The organism is Alteromonas sp. S167 (assembly GCF_036864375.1).
Taxonomy (GTDB): domain Bacteria; phylum Pseudomonadota; class Gammaproteobacteria; order Enterobacterales; family Alteromonadaceae; genus Alteromonas.
This window is the reverse complement of the sequence record NZ_JAZETR010000003.1, coordinates 1-17,345: the sequence shown is the minus strand read 5'-3', so window position 1 is coordinate 17,345 and position 17,345 is coordinate 1. Positions and strand designations below refer to the sequence as shown.

At 45.5% G+C, this 17,345-nt stretch carries 13 protein-coding genes and 1 tRNA gene; 13 read left to right on the top strand and 1 reads right to left on the bottom strand.

Annotated elements, in window-relative coordinates; genetic code table 11:
- The first annotated feature begins 92 nt into the window (after positions 1 to 92).
- The 3 genes from V7R35_RS06030 to nusG all read left to right on the top strand — a co-directional run bounded on the left by V7R35_RS06030 (position 93) and on the right by nusG (position 1,183).
- Positions 93 to 169, top strand: a tRNA-Trp gene (locus V7R35_RS06030).
- Between the two features lie 80 nt (positions 170 to 249).
- Complete coding sequence (gene secE / locus V7R35_RS06025; RefSeq protein ID WP_334013825.1) at positions 250 to 627, top strand: preprotein translocase subunit SecE; 378 nt, start codon at positions 250 to 252, stop codon at positions 625 to 627.
- A gap of 4 nt (positions 628 to 631) precedes the next feature.
- Positions 632 to 1,183 carry a transcription termination/antitermination protein NusG gene (gene nusG / locus V7R35_RS06020; protein ID WP_334013824.1) on the top strand — a complete coding sequence of 184 codons (552 nt, stop codon included), beginning with the start codon at positions 632 to 634 and terminating at the stop codon, positions 1,181 to 1,183.
- A 977-nt stretch (positions 1,184 to 2,160) separates the two neighbouring features.
- Here nusG and V7R35_RS06015 read toward each other — a convergent pair.
- Complete coding sequence (locus V7R35_RS06015) at positions 2,161 to 2,463, bottom strand: hypothetical protein (RefSeq protein WP_334013823.1); 303 nt, start codon at positions 2,461 to 2,463, stop codon at positions 2,161 to 2,163.
- Positions 2,464 to 2,710: 247 nt separating this feature from the next.
- On the opposite strand from V7R35_RS06015, the gene rplK reads away from it, so the two are divergent.
- The 10 genes from rplK to V7R35_RS05965 all read left to right on the top strand — a co-directional run.
- On the top strand, positions 2,711 to 3,139 hold the full coding sequence (gene rplK / locus V7R35_RS06010; protein ID WP_032097749.1) for a 50S ribosomal protein L11: 429 nt from the start codon (positions 2,711 to 2,713) through the stop codon (positions 3,137 to 3,139).
- Between the two features lie 4 nt (positions 3,140 to 3,143).
- Positions 3,144 to 3,839, top strand: coding sequence for a 50S ribosomal protein L1 (rplA, locus tag V7R35_RS06005; protein ID WP_334013822.1), 696 nt, complete (start codon positions 3,144 to 3,146; stop codon positions 3,837 to 3,839).
- Between the two features lie 306 nt (positions 3,840 to 4,145).
- The gene (gene rplJ, locus V7R35_RS06000) at positions 4,146 to 4,664 is read left to right on the top strand and encodes a 50S ribosomal protein L10 (protein WP_334013821.1); all 519 of its coding nucleotides are present in this window, start codon (positions 4,146 to 4,148) and stop codon (positions 4,662 to 4,664) included.
- A 57-nt stretch (positions 4,665 to 4,721) separates the two neighbouring features.
- Entirely contained in the window at positions 4,722 to 5,099 is a 378-nt protein-coding gene (gene rplL, locus V7R35_RS05995; protein WP_071816179.1) for a 50S ribosomal protein L7/L12, read from the top strand.
- 326 nt (positions 5,100 to 5,425) lie between these two features.
- Entirely contained in the window at positions 5,426 to 9,454 is a 4,029-nt protein-coding gene (gene rpoB, locus V7R35_RS05990) for a DNA-directed RNA polymerase subunit beta (RefSeq protein WP_334013820.1), read from the top strand.
- A gap of 81 nt (positions 9,455 to 9,535) precedes the next feature.
- Positions 9,536 to 13,708 carry a DNA-directed RNA polymerase subunit beta' gene (rpoC, locus tag V7R35_RS05985; protein WP_334013819.1) on the top strand — a complete coding sequence of 1,391 codons (4,173 nt, stop codon included), beginning with the start codon at positions 9,536 to 9,538 and terminating at the stop codon, positions 13,706 to 13,708.
- Positions 13,709 to 14,018: 310 nt separating this feature from the next.
- The gene (rpsL, locus tag V7R35_RS05980) at positions 14,019 to 14,393 is read left to right on the top strand and encodes a 30S ribosomal protein S12 (RefSeq protein WP_014951037.1); all 375 of its coding nucleotides are present in this window, start codon (positions 14,019 to 14,021) and stop codon (positions 14,391 to 14,393) included.
- Between the two features lie 75 nt (positions 14,394 to 14,468).
- Positions 14,469 to 14,939, top strand: coding sequence for a 30S ribosomal protein S7 (rpsG, locus tag V7R35_RS05975; RefSeq protein ID WP_014951036.1), 471 nt, complete (start codon positions 14,469 to 14,471; stop codon positions 14,937 to 14,939).
- A gap of 27 nt (positions 14,940 to 14,966) precedes the next feature.
- A complete protein-coding gene (fusA, locus tag V7R35_RS05970; RefSeq protein WP_334013818.1) occupies positions 14,967 to 17,069 on the top strand; it encodes an elongation factor G in 2,103 nt (700 codons plus the stop codon).
- A 63-nt stretch (positions 17,070 to 17,132) separates the two neighbouring features.
- Positions 17,133 to 17,345: GTP-binding protein (locus V7R35_RS05965; protein WP_334013817.1), on the top strand; the 213-nt coding region annotated here is incomplete at its 3' end.

Below are 17,345 nucleotides of genomic sequence, written 5' to 3'. Positions count from 1 at the left end.
ACGCGTCCCTCCCTTGCGATACCGCACTTTCCTTCGAAAAGACGCACAATTCACAAGGGTAGTGTAAGTAAATTTTGTCACTTAGACACCACAGGGGTGTAGTTCGAATTGGTAGAACAGCGGTCTCCAAAACCGATGGTTGGGGGTTCGAGTCCCTCCACCCCTGCCAAATTTACTTATGAACAAATTTATTAGTTGCGCCCGTTTTAGGTGCGCAAGACAACGACGCTGTAGTGCTAGGATCGTAACATGAGCGAAAAGACGGAAAATCAGTCCAACTCATTGGACATGTTTAAGTGGGTAGTGGTATTTGCACTACTTGCCGGTTTAGTAACCGCAAATACAGTTTACGGTGAGATCTCGGTACTTTACCGTGCTATCGCTGCTGTTGTAGTAGTTGCTGTTGCAGGCTTTATTGCTGCTTCTACACTTAAGGGAAGCACGTTTTTAAGCTTTGCTAAAGAGTCTCGCACTGAAGTTCGTAAGGTAGTGTGGCCGACTCGCCAAGAAGCAAACCAAACTACGCTTATCGTACTTGCAGCGACGTTGGTTATGGCACTGATTTTATGGGGACTAGACGGCATCATCGTTCGTGTAGTTGGCTTTATTACTGGAATAGGAGCATAAGCGTATGTCTGAAGAAGAAGCAGTAAAGAAAAGATGGTACGTGGTTCAAGCCTATTCACAATATGAGTCTCGCGTTAAGAAGACCCTGCTTGAATATATCAAAATGCACAACATGGAAGACTCATTTGGTCAGGTTTTAGTACCTACTGAAGAAGTAGTTGAAATGCGTGCTGGTCAGAAGCGTAAGTCTGAGCGTAAATTCTACCCAGGTTACGTTTTAGTTGAAATGGCAATGACTGAAGAGTCTTGGCACCTAGTGAAAAGCGTACCACGTGTACTTGGCTTTATTGGTGGTACCTCTGACCGTCCAATGCCTATTTCACAGAAAGAAGCTGACGCTATTCTAAATCGTCTTGAAGAGAACGTTGATAAGCCAAGACCGAAAACATTGTTTGAACCAGGTGAAGTGGTTCGCGTTACAGACGGTCCATTTGCAGACTTCAACGGTGTAGTAGAAGAAGTAGACTACGAGAAGAGCCGCGTAAAAGTGTCGGTACTTATCTTCGGTCGCTCTACACCAGTAGACCTAGAGTTTGGTCAGGTAGAGAAAGGCTAAGCTTTTCTGCCTAAGAGTTTTCAAAAGGCTCCTACTAAATAGGAGCTTTTTTATCTATCGAACTAGTATAATGGGTTTCTTGTTCAACATATTGCTAGCAAAGCAAAAGAAATAGGTAGGACGTATAAGTTATGGCAAACCCATTTAGGACATACTGTGCTATCGTGATAGGAGTCCTAAAAACCAACATTTTCCCAGCCTTTCAAAACAAAGTTTAAAGCGACCAATGCTATTGCTCAAATCAAGGGAAAAATATATACCTGAGCCGCAATAATCCGTGTTAACCCTTTTCTTCTAAGAACGAAATTTCGCTAACATCTGTTAAATTTTTAATTGAGCTTTTTCAGATAGATAGGGCAGCTATAACTTACGAAAGATAAGATGAAAGCAGTCAGTACTACCCACCATTTATAATCTTCATTAACTACTAAACCAATAGTTTAAGCGGTTACGAATAAGAAATTTGTGACAATTATACGCGCAAATTTAAAGCGCTCTAACTGATTTATATGAGCTCTCGAACTAAATAGCCGGATCCAAAGTATCGCTGCAACCCCTGAATAATTGATTGAAAGTAAAAGGCTATTATTTGCAATAAACGCGCTAAAGGAAAACAGGCTCAACATAGCGCAAGCTATGTTAAGCCTTGATAACGGTGATAAACCCAATTATTCCCCAATTTTGTTTCACCTATTATTTAGTAATAAGTGTTAGAGCACCTAGACCGGAACAAGAATTGTGAAAAAGCCCCAAAGGGTCTTTTTTGAACTAAATAAGCCAGAAGTAACAACTGATGAGCGAAAGAAATATGAACAGAAAATGTAGCACTGTAGCAATCTTCTCAGAAATCTTATCGCTCTCAGTAAAAGAGTCCCAAAACCCAACACCTAGCGCACGTTTTAATATTAGGTTCGTCCCACACACTAATAGGGTCCAAATTAAAACAGCTTGGATATCTACCATTATAAACTTAACCTTCATTCATCTGTTGTCAATAAATCCTCAACTTCCGATGCTACACTTGTTATCGTCCCCGAAATCAAACCGCCGCCTACAGATGTTGCGAGAGTGCTAAAACCTTTAACAGGACTCAAAGCGCCAGCACCCATTCCGGCAAGTGTTCCTGTAGCGATACTACTAAACGTCGCGCTCCGTCCACCGCCTATAATTGCCCCGTAGAATCCACCTATTCCGCCAGCAAGCGCGCCTAAAGCATTGGCCCAAAGAGCACCAGAAACTTGCGAGATCTCATCTTTGTTTAACTCAGTTAATTTTTCCATTGTTAATTAATCCTTATTTAAATAAATATAGCCGACTCCGCACGACCTGTGTGAAGCTATCCAAACTTTGAATTACTTTCACATTGAAAAATACTGACCCTTAGGTGGTTTTTTACGCTAATTAGCTCTTGCATAGTAATTGGTCACCTTATATAATGCGCGCCCTTTTAAATGGAAACGGGAAGCCGATTGAGCAAATAAACTCTGTATTTGCGAGGCGTTAGACCCAAACAAGAGAGCATGTAAAATGGCTAAAAAAGTAAGCGGTATTATCAAGCTTCAGGTTGCAGCTGGCGCTGCTAACCCAAGTCCACCGGTTGGTCCTGCACTAGGTCAGCACGGTGTAAACATCATGGAATTCTGTAAGGCTTTCAATGCGAAAACTGACAGCCTTGAGAAAGGTGCTCCGGTACCAGTAGAAATTACTGTATACGAAGACCGTTCTTTCACATTCGAAACTAAGACTCCTCCTGCGTCTTACCTGCTTAAGAAAGCAGCGGGCATCAAGAGTGGTTCTGGCCGTCCTAACACTGAAAAAGTGGGTAAAGTTACTCGCGCTCAGCTGGAAGAGATCGCTAAAACTAAAGAGCCAGATCTTACTGCAGCTGACCTAGATGCAGCGGTACGCACTATCGCGGGTTCTGCTCGCTCAATGGGCTTGAACGTAGAGGACTAATCGAATGGCTAAATTAACTAAACGCGCTCGCCTAATCCGCGACAAAGTTGACTCTGCTAAAGAGTACGAAATCAACGAAGCAGTTGCGCTTCTTAAAGAACTAGCGACTGCTAAGTTCGCAGAAAGCGTTGACGTAGCTGTTAACCTTGGTATCGATGCGAAGAAATCTGACCAAAACGTTCGTGGTGCAACTGTACTACCTAACGGTACTGGTAAAGACGTTCGCGTAGCAGTTTTCACTCAAGGTGCAAACGCTGACGCAGCTAAAGAAGCTGGTGCAGACATCGTTGGTATGGACGACTTAGCTGAGCAAGTTAAGAAAGGCGAAATGAACTTTGACGTAGTAGTTGCTAGCCCAGACGCGATGCGTGTTGTTGGTCAACTAGGTCAAATCTTAGGTCCACGTGGCCTAATGCCTAACCCTAAAACTGGTACTGTAACGCCTGACGTTGCAACAGCAGTTAAGAACGCGAAAGCTGGTCAGGTACGTTACCGTAACGATAAGAACGGTATCATCCACGCTAGCATCGGTAAGATTGCGTTCGAAGCGAACCAGATTCAAGAAAACCTTGAAGCGCTACTTGAAGCACTGAAGAAAGCTAAGCCTTCTTCTGCTAAAGGTACATACATCAAGAAGATCAGCCTAAGCACTACAATGGGTGCTGGTGTTGCTCTTGATAAGGCTTCTGTAGGTCTTTAATTTCGCTGAGCTAACGCTCATCGAAATCTCTTAAAGGTTATGGGTTGGAGCTGTGACAATTAGCAGTGCTAATAAGCAGCTCCCGTCCAAGACCGCAGGTGCGGTGTGGTGAAAGAGGTAAGAGAACTTTCACAGTCAACACGCTGCTTAATACAACAACCTGCGCAGACGGTGGTTTGACTCAGACTCTCTGGGGTAACAAACACCGTAGAGCGGTATCAATCATGAGGATTGGTATCAATCTGTGAACCCTGATGACGTATGTAGGTAACTACAAACAAAGTCAGATACAAAGAGGTGAACTCAGTGGCACTAGGTTTAGCAGCAAAGAAAGAGATCGTAGCAGAAGTTTCTGAAGTTGCGTCTCGCGCTCTATCCGTAGCCGTTGCTGAATACCGTGGGATGGAAGTTGGTGAACTGACTGAACTACGTGTTAAAGCTCGTGAGCAAGGCGTATACCTAAAGGTTGTACGTAATACTCTTGCAAAACGTGCTCTAGCAGACAGTCAATTTGCAGACTTAGACAGCGCCTTAACTGGCCCGCTTATCTATGGTTTCTCTATCGACGCACCAGGCGGTGCGGCACGTCTTTTCAAAGACTTCGGTAAGACTAACGATAAGCTAAAAGTTACTGCACTTTCAATTGGTAGCGGTCTTCTTGGTCCAGAGAAATTGGACGCAGTTGCAGCACTACCTACCCGCGACGAAGCGCTTGCGAAACTACTTGCAACCTTCAAAGCACCAGTTGGGAAATTCGTTCAAACAATCAACGAAGTTCCTGGCAAGTTTGTGCGCGTATTGGCGGCGGTCAAAGACACCAAGTAATTGGCGTTTTTGGCATATTGATTTTTTTAACATTTTATACCCAGGAGTTTAGAGAACATGGCTCTAACTAAAGAAGATATCTTAAACGCAATCGCTGAAATGCCGGTAATGGAACTGGTAGAACTAATTGAAGCGGCTGAAGAGAAATTCAACGTATCTGCTGCAGCTGCTGTTGCTGTTGCTGGTCCAGCTGCTGGCGGCGACGCTGGTGCAGCTGAAGAGAAGACTGAATTCGACGTTGTAATGACTTCATTCGGTGGCAACAAAGTTGCAGTTATCAAAGCAGTTCGCGGCGCGACTGGCCTAGGTCTTAAAGAAGCTAAAGAAGTAGTTGAGTCTGCTCCTAAAGCTATCAAAGAAGGCGTAAGCAAAGACGAAGCTGAAGCACTTAAGAAAGAGCTTGAAGAAGCTGGTGCAGAAGTAGAAATCAAGTAATTTGACATAGTCAAATTATTGCCTGAGACGGCAAGGCTGGTGGTTTTTTAAACCACCAGCCTTTTTGCGCTGTATAGTGTGTAGAATTTAACCCTTGTCTACACTACATAAAAGCGCCATTCGGACATACCCATAAAAAGCATAAAAATCCAACAAGTTAACTAATAATTGGTTAAATTTTGTTGTATGCTGGTGTATCTGCCCGAAAAAGGGTTGTGGAAGTTTGTTGCTTATTGCGCCATTTAGAACGTAGCTTTTAGCCCATAGCACGCGTTTTAAAGCATTTAGCAGCAGGTTGGGTCAAAAATCAGCAGGCTGAGGAACCCATGGTTTACTCTTATAGCGAAAAGAAACGTATCCGTAAGGATTTTGGCAAACGCCCACAGGTATTGGAAATTCCATACCTTCTTTCAATTCAGCTTGATTCTTTCAAAAAGTTTATTGAGATCGACGCAGATGCTCAATACGGTTTGGAAGCAGCATTTCGTTCCGTTTTTCCAATTAAAAGCTACTCAGGTAGCTCAGAGCTTCAGTATGTAAGCTATCGCCTGGGAGAGCCGGTATTCGACGTTAAAGAATGTCAAATTCGTGGCGTCACATTCTCTGCTCCGTTAAGAGTAAAACTACGGTTAGTGTTGTTCGATAAAGACGCTGCGCCAGGTACAGTAAAAGATATTAAAGAACAAGAAGTGTACATGGGCGAGATCCCATTGATGACTGAGAACGGTACGTTCGTTATCAATGGTACTGAGCGTGTTATCGTGTCACAGCTACACCGTTCACCTGGTGTATTCTTTGATCACGACAAAGGTAAAACCCACTCGTCAGGTAAAGTGCTTTATAACGCACGTGTAATCCCGTACCGTGGTTCGTGGTTAGACTTCGAGTTTGACCCGAAAGATAACCTATTTGTACGTATCGACCGTCGTCGTAAGTTGCCTGCAACTATTATCTTACGCGCGCTTGAAATGACGTCTGAAGAAATCCTAGATACTTTCTTCGACAAAGTAGCGATTCGTATCAATAAAGACAAACTGATGATGGAAGTTGTTCCAGATCGCCTACGTGGTGAAACGGCTGCTTTTGATATCATCGACGGTGAAGGCAACGTTGTTGTTGAAACTGGTCGTCGTATTTCTGCGCGTCATACACGTGCACTTGAAAAAGCCGGTCTTACTGAGCTTGAAGTGCCAGCCGATTACCTAATTGGCCGTGTTTATGCAGCAACTTACGTAAACGAAGACACTGGCGAAGTAATTGTAAGTGCGAACGAAGAACTAACGCTTGAAAACCTAGCGGCACTAAGCCAAGCGGGTATCAAAGACTTCGAAACGCTTTACATTAACGAGCTAGATCACGGTTCATACATCTCAGATACACTACGTATCGACTCTTCAACTAACCGCCTAGAAGCGCTAGTTGAAATCTATCGTATGATGCGTCCTGGTGAGCCACCAACAAAAGACGCAGCCGAAACCTTATTCGATAACTTGTTCTTCTCTGATGAGCGCTACGACCTATCTTCAGTTGGTCGTATGAAGTTCAACCGCCGTCTAGGCCGTGAAGAGCTAATCGGTTCAGGTACACTAGACAAAGACGACATTATTTCTGTAATGAAGCAGCTAATAATGATTCGTGACGGTAAAGATGAAGTAGATGACATCGATCACCTAGGTAACCGTCGTATCCGTTCTGTTGGTGAAATGGCAGAGAACCAGTTCCGCGTTGGTCTTGTACGTGTAGAGCGTGCAGTTAAAGAGCGTCTAAGCTTAGGCGACCTGGACAACGTTATGCCACAAGATCTAATTAACGCTAAGCCTATCTCGGCAGCAGTTAAAGAGTTCTTCGGTTCATCACAGCTTTCTCAGTTCATGGACCAAAACAACCCGCTATCAGAAGTAACGCATAAGCGTCGTATTTCTGCATTAGGCCCGGGTGGTCTTACACGTGAACGTGCTGGCTTCGAAGTTCGAGACGTACACCCGACTCACTACGGTCGTCTATGTCCAATCGAAACGCCGGAAGGCCCGAACATCGGTCTAATTAACTCATTGGCAAGCTTCGCGCGTACCAATGACTTTGGTTTCCTAGAAACGCCGTTCCGTCGCATTGTAGACGGTGTGGTAACAGACGAAATCGATTACTTATCTGCAATTGAAGAAGGTCAATTCGCAATCGCACAGGCAAACATTGCATTGTCTGAAGCGGGCGAGTTGGTAGACGACCTTATTCCATGTCGTCACCGCGGTGAAACTACCTTGATGCCTAAAGAAGACATCAAGTACATGGACGTTTCGCCACAGCAAATCGTTTCAATTGCTGCAAGCATTATCCCATTCCTAGAGCACGATGATGCAAACCGTGCACTAATGGGTGCGAACATGCAACGTCAGGCAGTACCTACTCTACGCGCTGATAAGCCGCTAGTTGGTACCGGTATGGAAAGAACTATCGCGGTTGACTCAGGTGTTACTGTAGTTGCTAAGCGCGGTGGTGTGGTTGACTACGTTGATGCCAGCCGTATCGTTATTAAAGTAGACGAAGATGAAATGCTTCCAGGTGAAGCAGGTATTGATATCTACAACCTGACTAAATACACGCGTTCAAACCAAAACACGTGTATCAATCAGAAGCCTACCTGTAGTGTTGGCGACCCGATTGTTACTGGTGACGTGCTAGCTGACGGTCCTTCAACAGACCTAGGTGACCTTGCACTTGGTCAGAACATGCGTATCGCGTTCATGCCGTGGAATGGTTATAACTTCGAGGATTCAATCCTTATCTCTGAGCGTGTAGCGCAAGAAGACCGTTTCACTACTATTCACATTCAAGAGCTTAGCTGTATCGCTCGTGATACTAAGCTTGGGCCAGAAGAAATTTCTTCTGATATCCCGAACGTGGGTGAATCTGCACTAAGCAAGCTTGATGAATCAGGTGTTGTTTACATCGGCGCGGAAGTGAAAGGCGGTGACATCCTTGTAGGTAAAGTAACGCCTAAGGGTGAAACTCAGCTTACGCCAGAAGAAAAACTACTACGTGCAATCTTCGGTGAAAAAGCGTCTGACGTTAAAGACACGTCTCTACGTGTACCTAACTCTGTTCACGGTACGGTAATTGACGTTCAAGTATTTACCCGTGATGGTGTAGAGAAAGATAAGCGTGCGCTAGAAATTGAAGACATGCAGCTACGTCAGGTTAAGAAAGACCTTACTGACGAGTTTGAAATTCTTGCAGACGGTATCTTTGCCCGTGCGCAAACTGCACTTCTACGTGCTGGTGTTGACCAAGCTAAGCTTGACAGCCTTCCGCGTGAAAAGTGGTTTGAAATCGCACTTAACAGCGAAGATGCACAGCTAGAGCTAGACCAAATTGCTGATCAACACGCTGAAATCAAATTAGACTTCGATAAGAAGTTTGAAACTAAGCGTCGTAAGATCACTCAAGGCGATGACCTAGCACCTGGCGTACTTAAGATCGTTAAGGTTTACCTTGCGGTTAAACGTCACATCCAACCGGGTGACAAGATGGCCGGTCGTCACGGTAACAAAGGTGTTATCTCGACTATCCAGCCTGTAGAAGACATGCCATACGATGCTAACGGTACGCCGGTAGATATCGTTCTTAACCCACTAGGTGTACCGTCTCGTATGAACATCGGTCAGATCCTAGAAACTCACTTGGGTATGGCTGCACACGGTCTTGGTGTGAAGATTGATCGCATGATTAAAGAGCAGCGTGAGCTGGCTGAACTACGTGAGTTCTTGAAGAAGGTGTACGAGCTTGGTGAGAATCACCAAGAAGTTGACATCGACAGTTTCACAGACCACGAAGTACGTCGTCTAGCTGAAAACCTTCGTAAGGGTGTTCCAGTAGCAACGCCTGTATTCGACGGTGCACGTGAATCTGAAATCAAAGAAATGCTGAAGCTTGCTGATATTCCAGAAAGCGGTCAGATTTCATTGTTCGACGGTCGTACCGGTCGCGAGTTTGAGCGTCCAGTTACGGTTGGTTACATGTACATGCTGAAACTGAACCACTTAGTAGACGACAAAATGCACGCGCGTTCTACTGGTTCATACAGCCTTGTTACACAGCAGCCTCTTGGTGGTAAAGCACAGTTCGGTGGTCAGCGCTTCGGTGAGATGGAAGTGTGGGCACTTGAAGCATACGGTGCAGCATATACCCTTCAGGAAATGCTTACTGTTAAGTCAGATGACGTTAACGGCCGTACCAAGATGTACAAGAACATCGTCGATGGCGACCACAGAATGGAGCCTGGCATGCCAGAGTCATTCAACGTACTACTTAAAGAAATTCGCTCGTTGGGTATCAACATCGAGCTTGAAGAAAAGTAATACGGCAATTGCCGCGTAATGTTATGAGATGGCCCGGTGCTTGCGCCGGGCTCTAGAGACTGACTCCGCTGGGAGAGTAATGTGAAAGACTTATTAAAGTTTCTAAAGCAACAAAACAAGACTGAAGAATTCGATAATATTCGAATCGGTCTGTCTTCACCTGACATGATCCGTTCATGGTCATTTGGTGAAGTTAAAAAGCCTGAAACAATCAACTACCGTACGTTCAAGCCTGAACGTGACGGTCTGTTCTGTGCGCGTATTTTTGGTCCGGTTAAAGACTATGAGTGTCTTTGCGGTAAGTACAAGCGCCTTAAGCACCGTGGTGTTATCTGTGAGAAGTGTGGCGTTGAAGTTACACTGACTAAAGTACGTCGTGAGCGTATGGGTCACATCGAGCTAGCTAGCCCGGTTGCACACATTTGGTTCCTTAAATCACTTCCGTCTCGTATCGGCCTAATGCTTGATATGACACTTCGTGATATTGAACGTGTACTTTACTTTGAATCATACGTGGTAACAGAGCCAGGTATGACTACGCTTGAGCGCAGCCAGCTTCTTAACGAAGAAGAGTACCTGGATGCACTAGAAGAGCACGGTGATGAGTTTGAAGCGAAGATGGGTGCTGAAGCAGTATTCGATCTTCTTACAGCACTAGACGTAGACGCAGACGTTGCGGCTATGCGTGAAGAGCTGCCTTCAATCAACTCTGAAACTAAGCGTAAGAAAATTACTAAGCGTCTTAAGTTGCTTGAGTCATTCCAACAGTCTGGTAACAAGCCAGAGTGGATGATCATGACGGTACTTCCGGTACTACCGCCAGACCTACGTCCTCTAGTACCACTAGACGGCGGCCGTTTTGCAACGTCTGATCTTAACGACCTATACCGTCGTGTAATTAACCGTAATAACCGTCTTAAGCGTCTTCTAGACCTAGCTGCTCCAGACATTATCGTACGCAACGAAAAGCGTATGCTTCAAGAGTCTGTAGATGCGCTTCTAGATAACGGACGTCGTGGTCGTGCGATTACCGGTTCTAACAAGCGTCCACTTAAGTCGCTTGCAGACATGATTAAAGGTAAGCAAGGTCGTTTCCGTCAAAACCTTCTTGGTAAGCGTGTTGACTACTCAGGCCGTTCTGTAATTACCGTTGGTCCTACACTACGTCTTCATCAGTGTGGTCTTCCTAAGAAGATGGCACTTGAGCTATTTAAGCCGTTTATCTACGGTAAGCTTGAAGGTCGTGGTCTTGCGACAACAATCAAAGCTGCTAAGAAGCTTGTAGAGCGCGAAGCACCAGAGGTTTGGGACGTACTAGATGACGTTATCCGCGAACACCCGGTACTGCTTAACCGTGCACCTACACTTCACCGTTTGGGTATCCAAGCATTCGAACCAACACTAATCGAAGGTAAAGCGATTCAGCTTCACCCGCTAGTGTGTGCGGCGTACAACGCCGACTTCGATGGTGACCAAATGGCGGTACACGTTCCGTTGACAATCGAAGCACAGCTAGAAGCTCGTGCACTTATGATGTCGACGAACAACATTCTGTCACCTGCGAACGGTGAGCCAATTATCGTACCTTCACAGGACGTTGTATTGGGTCTTTACTACCTAACACGAGACAAAGTAAACGGCTTAGGCGAAGGCATGGTATTCACCAGCCCGAATGAAGCAGAAAAAGCGTACCGTACAGGTAATGCTGAGCTTCACTCACGCGTTAAAGTACGTATTACTGAATATGACATCGATGAAGATGGCAACAAAACTGAGAAAGTAACACTGACAGACACTACTGTTGGTCGTGCGATTTTCTCATTGATTCTTCCAAAGGGTCTGCCATTTGAAATCATCAACCAAGCGATGGGCAAGAAGCAAATTTCAAAACTATTGAATGCTTGTTACCGTACGCTAGGTCTGAAAGATACAGTAATTGCTGCTGACCAAATCATGTATACCGGTTTCCACTACGCGATGATCGCGGGTGCGTCTGTTGGTATCGACGATATGGTTATCCCTGCTGCTAAGAAAGACATCATCGATGCAGCGGAAGCAGAAGTTATCGAAATTCAGGAACAGTTCCAAAACGGTCTTGTTACCGCGGGTGAGCGTTACAACAAAGTTATCGATATCTGGTCAAATGCCAACGAAAAAGTTGCAAAGGCCATGATGGATAACCTTAAGACTGACATCGTAATTAACCGCGATGGCGAAGAAGAAGAGCAATCATCATTTAACTCTGTTTACATGATGGCCGACTCGGGTGCTCGTGGTAGTGCCGCTCAGATTCGTCAGCTAGCTGGTATGCGTGGTCTGATGGCTAAGCCAGATGGCTCAATCATCGAAACCCCAATTACGGCGAACTTCCGTGAAGGTCTGAACGTACTACAGTACTTCATCTCAACTCACGGTGCTCGTAAAGGTCTAGCGGATACCGCACTTAAGACAGCTAACTCGGGTTACCTAACGCGTCGTCTAGTAGACGTTGCACAAGACTTGGTAATCACTAACGACGACTGTGGCACATTCGAAGGTGTTCAAATGACACCACTAATCGAAGGTGGTGACGTTGTTGAGCCACTACGCGAGCGTGTACTAGGTCGTGTAGTAGCAGAAGATGTACTTAAGCCAGGTACTAACGAAGTACTAGTAGAGCGTAATGTTCTTCTAGACGAAGCGTTAGTAGACATGCTTGAAGCTAACTCAGTTGACCAAATCATGGTTCGCTCGGTAATCACTTGTGACAACGACTTCGGTGTTTGTGCTAAGTGTTACGGTCGTGACCTTGCACGTGGTCACATGGTGGGTAGCGGTGAATCGGTTGGTGTTATTGCAGCACAGTCAATCGGTGAGCCAGGTACACAGCTTACCATGCGTACGTTCCACATCGGTGGTGCGGCATCAAGAGCATCTGCTGAGAACAGCGTACAAGTTAAGACAGCGGGTAGCCTTAAGCTACACAATGCTAAATTCGTACGTAATTCTGACGGCAAAGTGGTTATCGTTTCTCGTTCAACAGAACTTACTGTTATCGACGAGCAAGGCCGTGAGAAAGAGCGCTATAAAGTACCTTACGGTGCTGTACTTAGCGTGGATGACGGTGCGACTATTGCAGCTGGCGATGTTGTTGCTAACTGGGATCCGCATAGTCACCCAATCATCACTGAACGTGCAGCTAAGATCAGCTTCGCAGACATTGATGACTCTAATACCGAAATGCAACAAGACGAGCTTACTGGTCTAACGCGTATCGTTGTTAAAGACCTTGCGAAAGTAAACTCTAAAGAGCCTAAGCTAATTCTTGAAAGCGACGAGTTCGGTCTTCAAGAAATTCGTCTTCCAAGCTTCACAACCATCGAAGCGAAAGAAGGTAAAGTGGCTAACGAAGGTGACGTGCTAGCACGTATTCCTCAGGAAAGCTCGAAGACTCGTGATATCACGGGTGGTCTACCGCGCGTTGCGGACCTATTTGAAGCACGTAAGCCTAAAGAGCCTGCAATCCTTGCTGAAATTTCAGGTACTATCGGCTTCGGTAAAGAGACCAAAGGTAAGAAGCGTCTTGTAATTACACCTGCTGAGGGTGATGCATACGAAGAGATGATTCCTAAGTGGCGTCAGCTTAACGTGTTCGAAGGTGAGAAAGTGGAAAAAGGCGAAGTTATCGCTGATGGTCCAGAGTCTCCGCACGATATCCTACGTCTACGTGGTATCTCAGCAGTAGCGAACTACATCGTGAACGAAGTTCAGGAAGTATACCGTCTACAGGGTGTTAAGATTAACGATAAGCACATCGAAGTAGTTATCCGTCAGATGCTACGTAAGTGTATTATCACTAACCCAGGCGATACGCAGTTCCTTGAAGGCGAACAGGTTGAAGTATCGAACGTGAAAGTGGCTAACCGTGAAATTGAAAAACACGGCAAGATCCCTGCGCAGTATGAAACACAGCTGCTTGGTATCACTAAAGCGTCACTGTCTACTGAGTCATTTATCTCAGCGGCATCGTTCCAAGAAACAACACGTGTTCTAACTGAAGCTGCGGTTCAAGGTAAAGAAGATGACCTACGCGGTCTGAAAGAAAACGTAATCGTTGGTCGTCTAATTCCAGCGGGTACAGGTTTCGCTTACCACGAGCGCCGTGCACAAAAACGCAAAGAGCAAATCGAAGAGATGTCAGTATCTGCTGCTGAAGCAGAACAGGCACTAACCGAAGCGCTTAATGCAGGTGCAGACGAAGATACTGCCGAATAAGGCATGATCATGGGAGTGCGTTAACGTGCTCCTAACAAATTGGCATGTCAGGCGTACAAAAAGCATGAAAACTTTCTGCTTAACCTTTGTACACCTTGACAGTCAGGGCGATGATCATTAATATTCCGCGACCCGATTTTTGATAGCCTAAATTTGGCACTAAAAACGGTCGCGGTTTTTTGTATTAGCGCCTAGTGAATGTTGACGAGCACAATGTTCACAACAACAGGGCGACAATGTTAAAAAGTCGCAAGTATAGGACCCAATCATAGTGATTGGGTTTTCGTAGTTTTTAATCAGGAGCTAGTTAATGGCAACAGTTAACCAGTTAGTGCGCAAGCCGCGTAGAAAGCCCGTTGAAAAAAGCAACGTAGCTGCTCTACAAGCTTGTCCACAAAGACGTGGTGTATGTACTCGTGTATATACTACTACGCCTAAGAAACCAAACTCTGCACTACGTAAAGTATGTCGTGTACGTCTAACTAACGGTTTTGAAGTTTCTTCATACATCGGCGGTGAAGGTCACAACCTACAAGAGCACAGTGTAGTTCTTATCCGTGGTGGTCGTGTTAAAGACCTACCAGGTGTTCGTTATCACACAGTTCGCGGTACTCTTGACTGCGCAGGTGTAAACGATCGTAAACAAGCCCGTTCTAAGTACGGCGCGAAGAAGCCTAAGTCTTAACGGTTCTCCGTTAGTAAGGCCAAACTGAAGTTTTAGAGTTTTGGGTTTTCCCTGAATTCATACGGAGAATAGAAAATGCCAAGAAGAAGAGTCGTAGGTCAACGTAAAATCCTACCAGAGCCAAAATTTGGTTCACAACTGCTTGCGAAATTCATGAATGTCGTAATGCTCGACGGCAAAAAGTCAGTCGCTGAAAAAATCGTTTACGGTGCGCTTGATATTGTTGCTGAAAAAACCGGCAAAGCACACCTAGATATCTTCGAGGAAGCGCTTGATAACATCCGCCCAACAGTAGAGGTTAAGTCTCGTCGTGTTGGTGGTTCAACTTATCAGGTTCCAGTTGAAGTACGTCCAGTTCGTCGTAACGCGCTAGGTATGCGTTGGATGGTTGAAGCTGCACGTAAACGTGGCGAAAAGTCTATGGCACAACGCCTAGCGGCTGAAATGCTAGACGCAGCAGATAACAAAGGTTCAGCGGTTAAGAAACGTGAAGACGTTCACCGTATGGCCGAAGCAAACAAAGCGTTTGCTCACTACCGTTGGTAATCAACGTTATTTAACTGAGAGAGATTTATGCCTCGTAAGACCTCGATTGAGCGTTATCGCAATATTGGTATTGTGGCTCACGTGGACGCGGGTAAAACCACGACCACAGAGCGTGTTCTGTTTTATACAGGACTGTCTCACAAAATCGGTGAAGTGCACGATGGTGCTGCTACCATGGACTGGATGGAACAAGAGCAGGAGCGTGGTATTACTATCACGTCTGCTGCGACTACGTGTTTCTGGTCTGGTATGGAGCAACAGTTCGATCAACACAGAATCAACATCATCGACACCCCTGGGCACGTTGACTTTACTATTGAAGTAGAGCGTTCATTACGTGTACTAGACGGTGCAGTGGTTGTTTTCTGTGGGTCTTCTGGGGTAGAACCTCAATCAGAGACAGTCTGGCGACAGGCTGACAAATATGAAGTGCCACGCCTTGTGTTCGTTAATAAAATGGACCGGGCTGGCGCTGATTTTGAACGTGTTGTGGGTCAAATTCGCAAGCGTTTGGGCGCAAACTGTGTTCCGATTCAAATCAACATGGGCGCTGAAGAGAATTTCCACGGCGTAATCGACCTTGTGAAGATGAAAGCCATCAACTGGAATGAAGACGACATGGGTATGACATTTACCTATGAAGACATTCCGGCTGAATATTTAGATACTGCTGAGCAGTTCCGCACCGAGATGATCGAAGCGGCTGCTGAAGCATCAGACGAGCTAATGGACAAGTACTTGGAAGGCGAAGAGCTAACCGAGGAAGAAATCCGTTCAGGCCTTCGTCAGCGTACACTGAACAACGAAATTGTTCTTGCCACTTGTGGCAGTGCCTTCAAAAACAAAGGTGTTCAGGCTGTACTAGACGCTGTTATTCAATACCTTCCATCTCCTACTGAAGTTAAGGCCATTACCGGTGTGCTTGACGATAAAGACGAGACCGAAGCTGAGCGTCATTCAAGCGACGACGAGCCATTTGCAGCTCTAGCATTTAAAATTGCGACCGACCCATTTGTGGGCACGCTTACATTCTTCCGCTGCTACTCTGGTGTAGTAAATACGGGTGATACGGTATACAACCCCGTAAAAGGTAAACGTGAACGTTTCGGTCGTATCGTGCAGATGCACGCTAAAGACCGCGAAGAAATTAAAGAAGTACGCGCAGGTGACATTGCTGCCGCTATCGGCTTAAAAGATGTTACCACCGGTGATACGTTGTGTGACCCTAATAATGTAATCACACTTGAACGTATGGAATTCCCAGAGCCGGTAATTTCAATTGCGGTTGAGCCTAAGTCACAAGCTGACCAAGAGAAAATGGGTATTGCCCTAGGTAAGCTTGCGGCAGAAGATCCGTCGTTTAAAGTGAAAACTGACGATGAAACTGGCCAAACAATCATCTCTGGTATGGGTGAACTTCACCTAGATATCATTGTCGACCGCATGAAGCGTGAGTTCAAAGTTGAATGTAACGTAGGTAACCCTCAGGTTGCTTATCGCGAAACCCTTCGTAAATCTGTTGAAGTTGAAGGGAAGTTCGTTCGTCAGTCAGGCGGCCGCGGCCAGTTTGGTCATGTATGGTTACGCATTGAGCCTCAAGAAGAAGGGGCTGGCTACGAGTTTATGAACGAAATCGTCGGTGGTGTGGTTCCAAAAGAGTTCATTCCAGCGGTCGATAAAGGAATTCAGGAGCAGATGCGAAGTGGTGTTCTTGCAGGGTATCCGGTACTTGATGTAAAGGTTACGTTGTTCGACGGTTCATACCACGATGTTGACTCTTCTGAAATGGCGTTTAAGATCGCCGGCTCTATGGGTTTCAAAAAAGGCGCCGCAGAAGCAAATCCGGTGTTACTTGAACCCACAATGAAAGTTGAAGTGACTACTCCAGAAGATTGGATGGGTGACGTTGTAGGTGATCTTAATCGACGTCGCGGCATGATCGAAGGTATGGAAGATGGCGTAGCAGGTGTTAAAATAATACGTGCAAAAGTGCCGCTTTCAGAAATGTTTGGGTACGCAACTGATTTGCGTTCACAAACACAAGGTCGTGCTTCATACTCTATGGAGTTCTTCAATTATTCTGAGGCGCCTAACAATGTGGCGCAGGCTATTATTGAATCTAGAATTTAATCTAAATGAAGGTTCGGTCCGGTCTATTTGTGGGTCGGACTTTTAACTTAGGAAACGAGAAAAATGGCAAAAGAAAAGTTTGAACGTACGAAACCCCACGTAAACGTGGGTACAATCGGCCACGTTGACCACGGTAAAACTACCCTAACTGCAGCAATCACTACAGTTCTTTCTAAGACTTACGGTGGTAACGCACAGGCTTTCGATCAAATCGATAACGCGCCTGAAGAAAAAGCACGTGGTATCACCATCTCTACTTCACACGTAGAATACGAT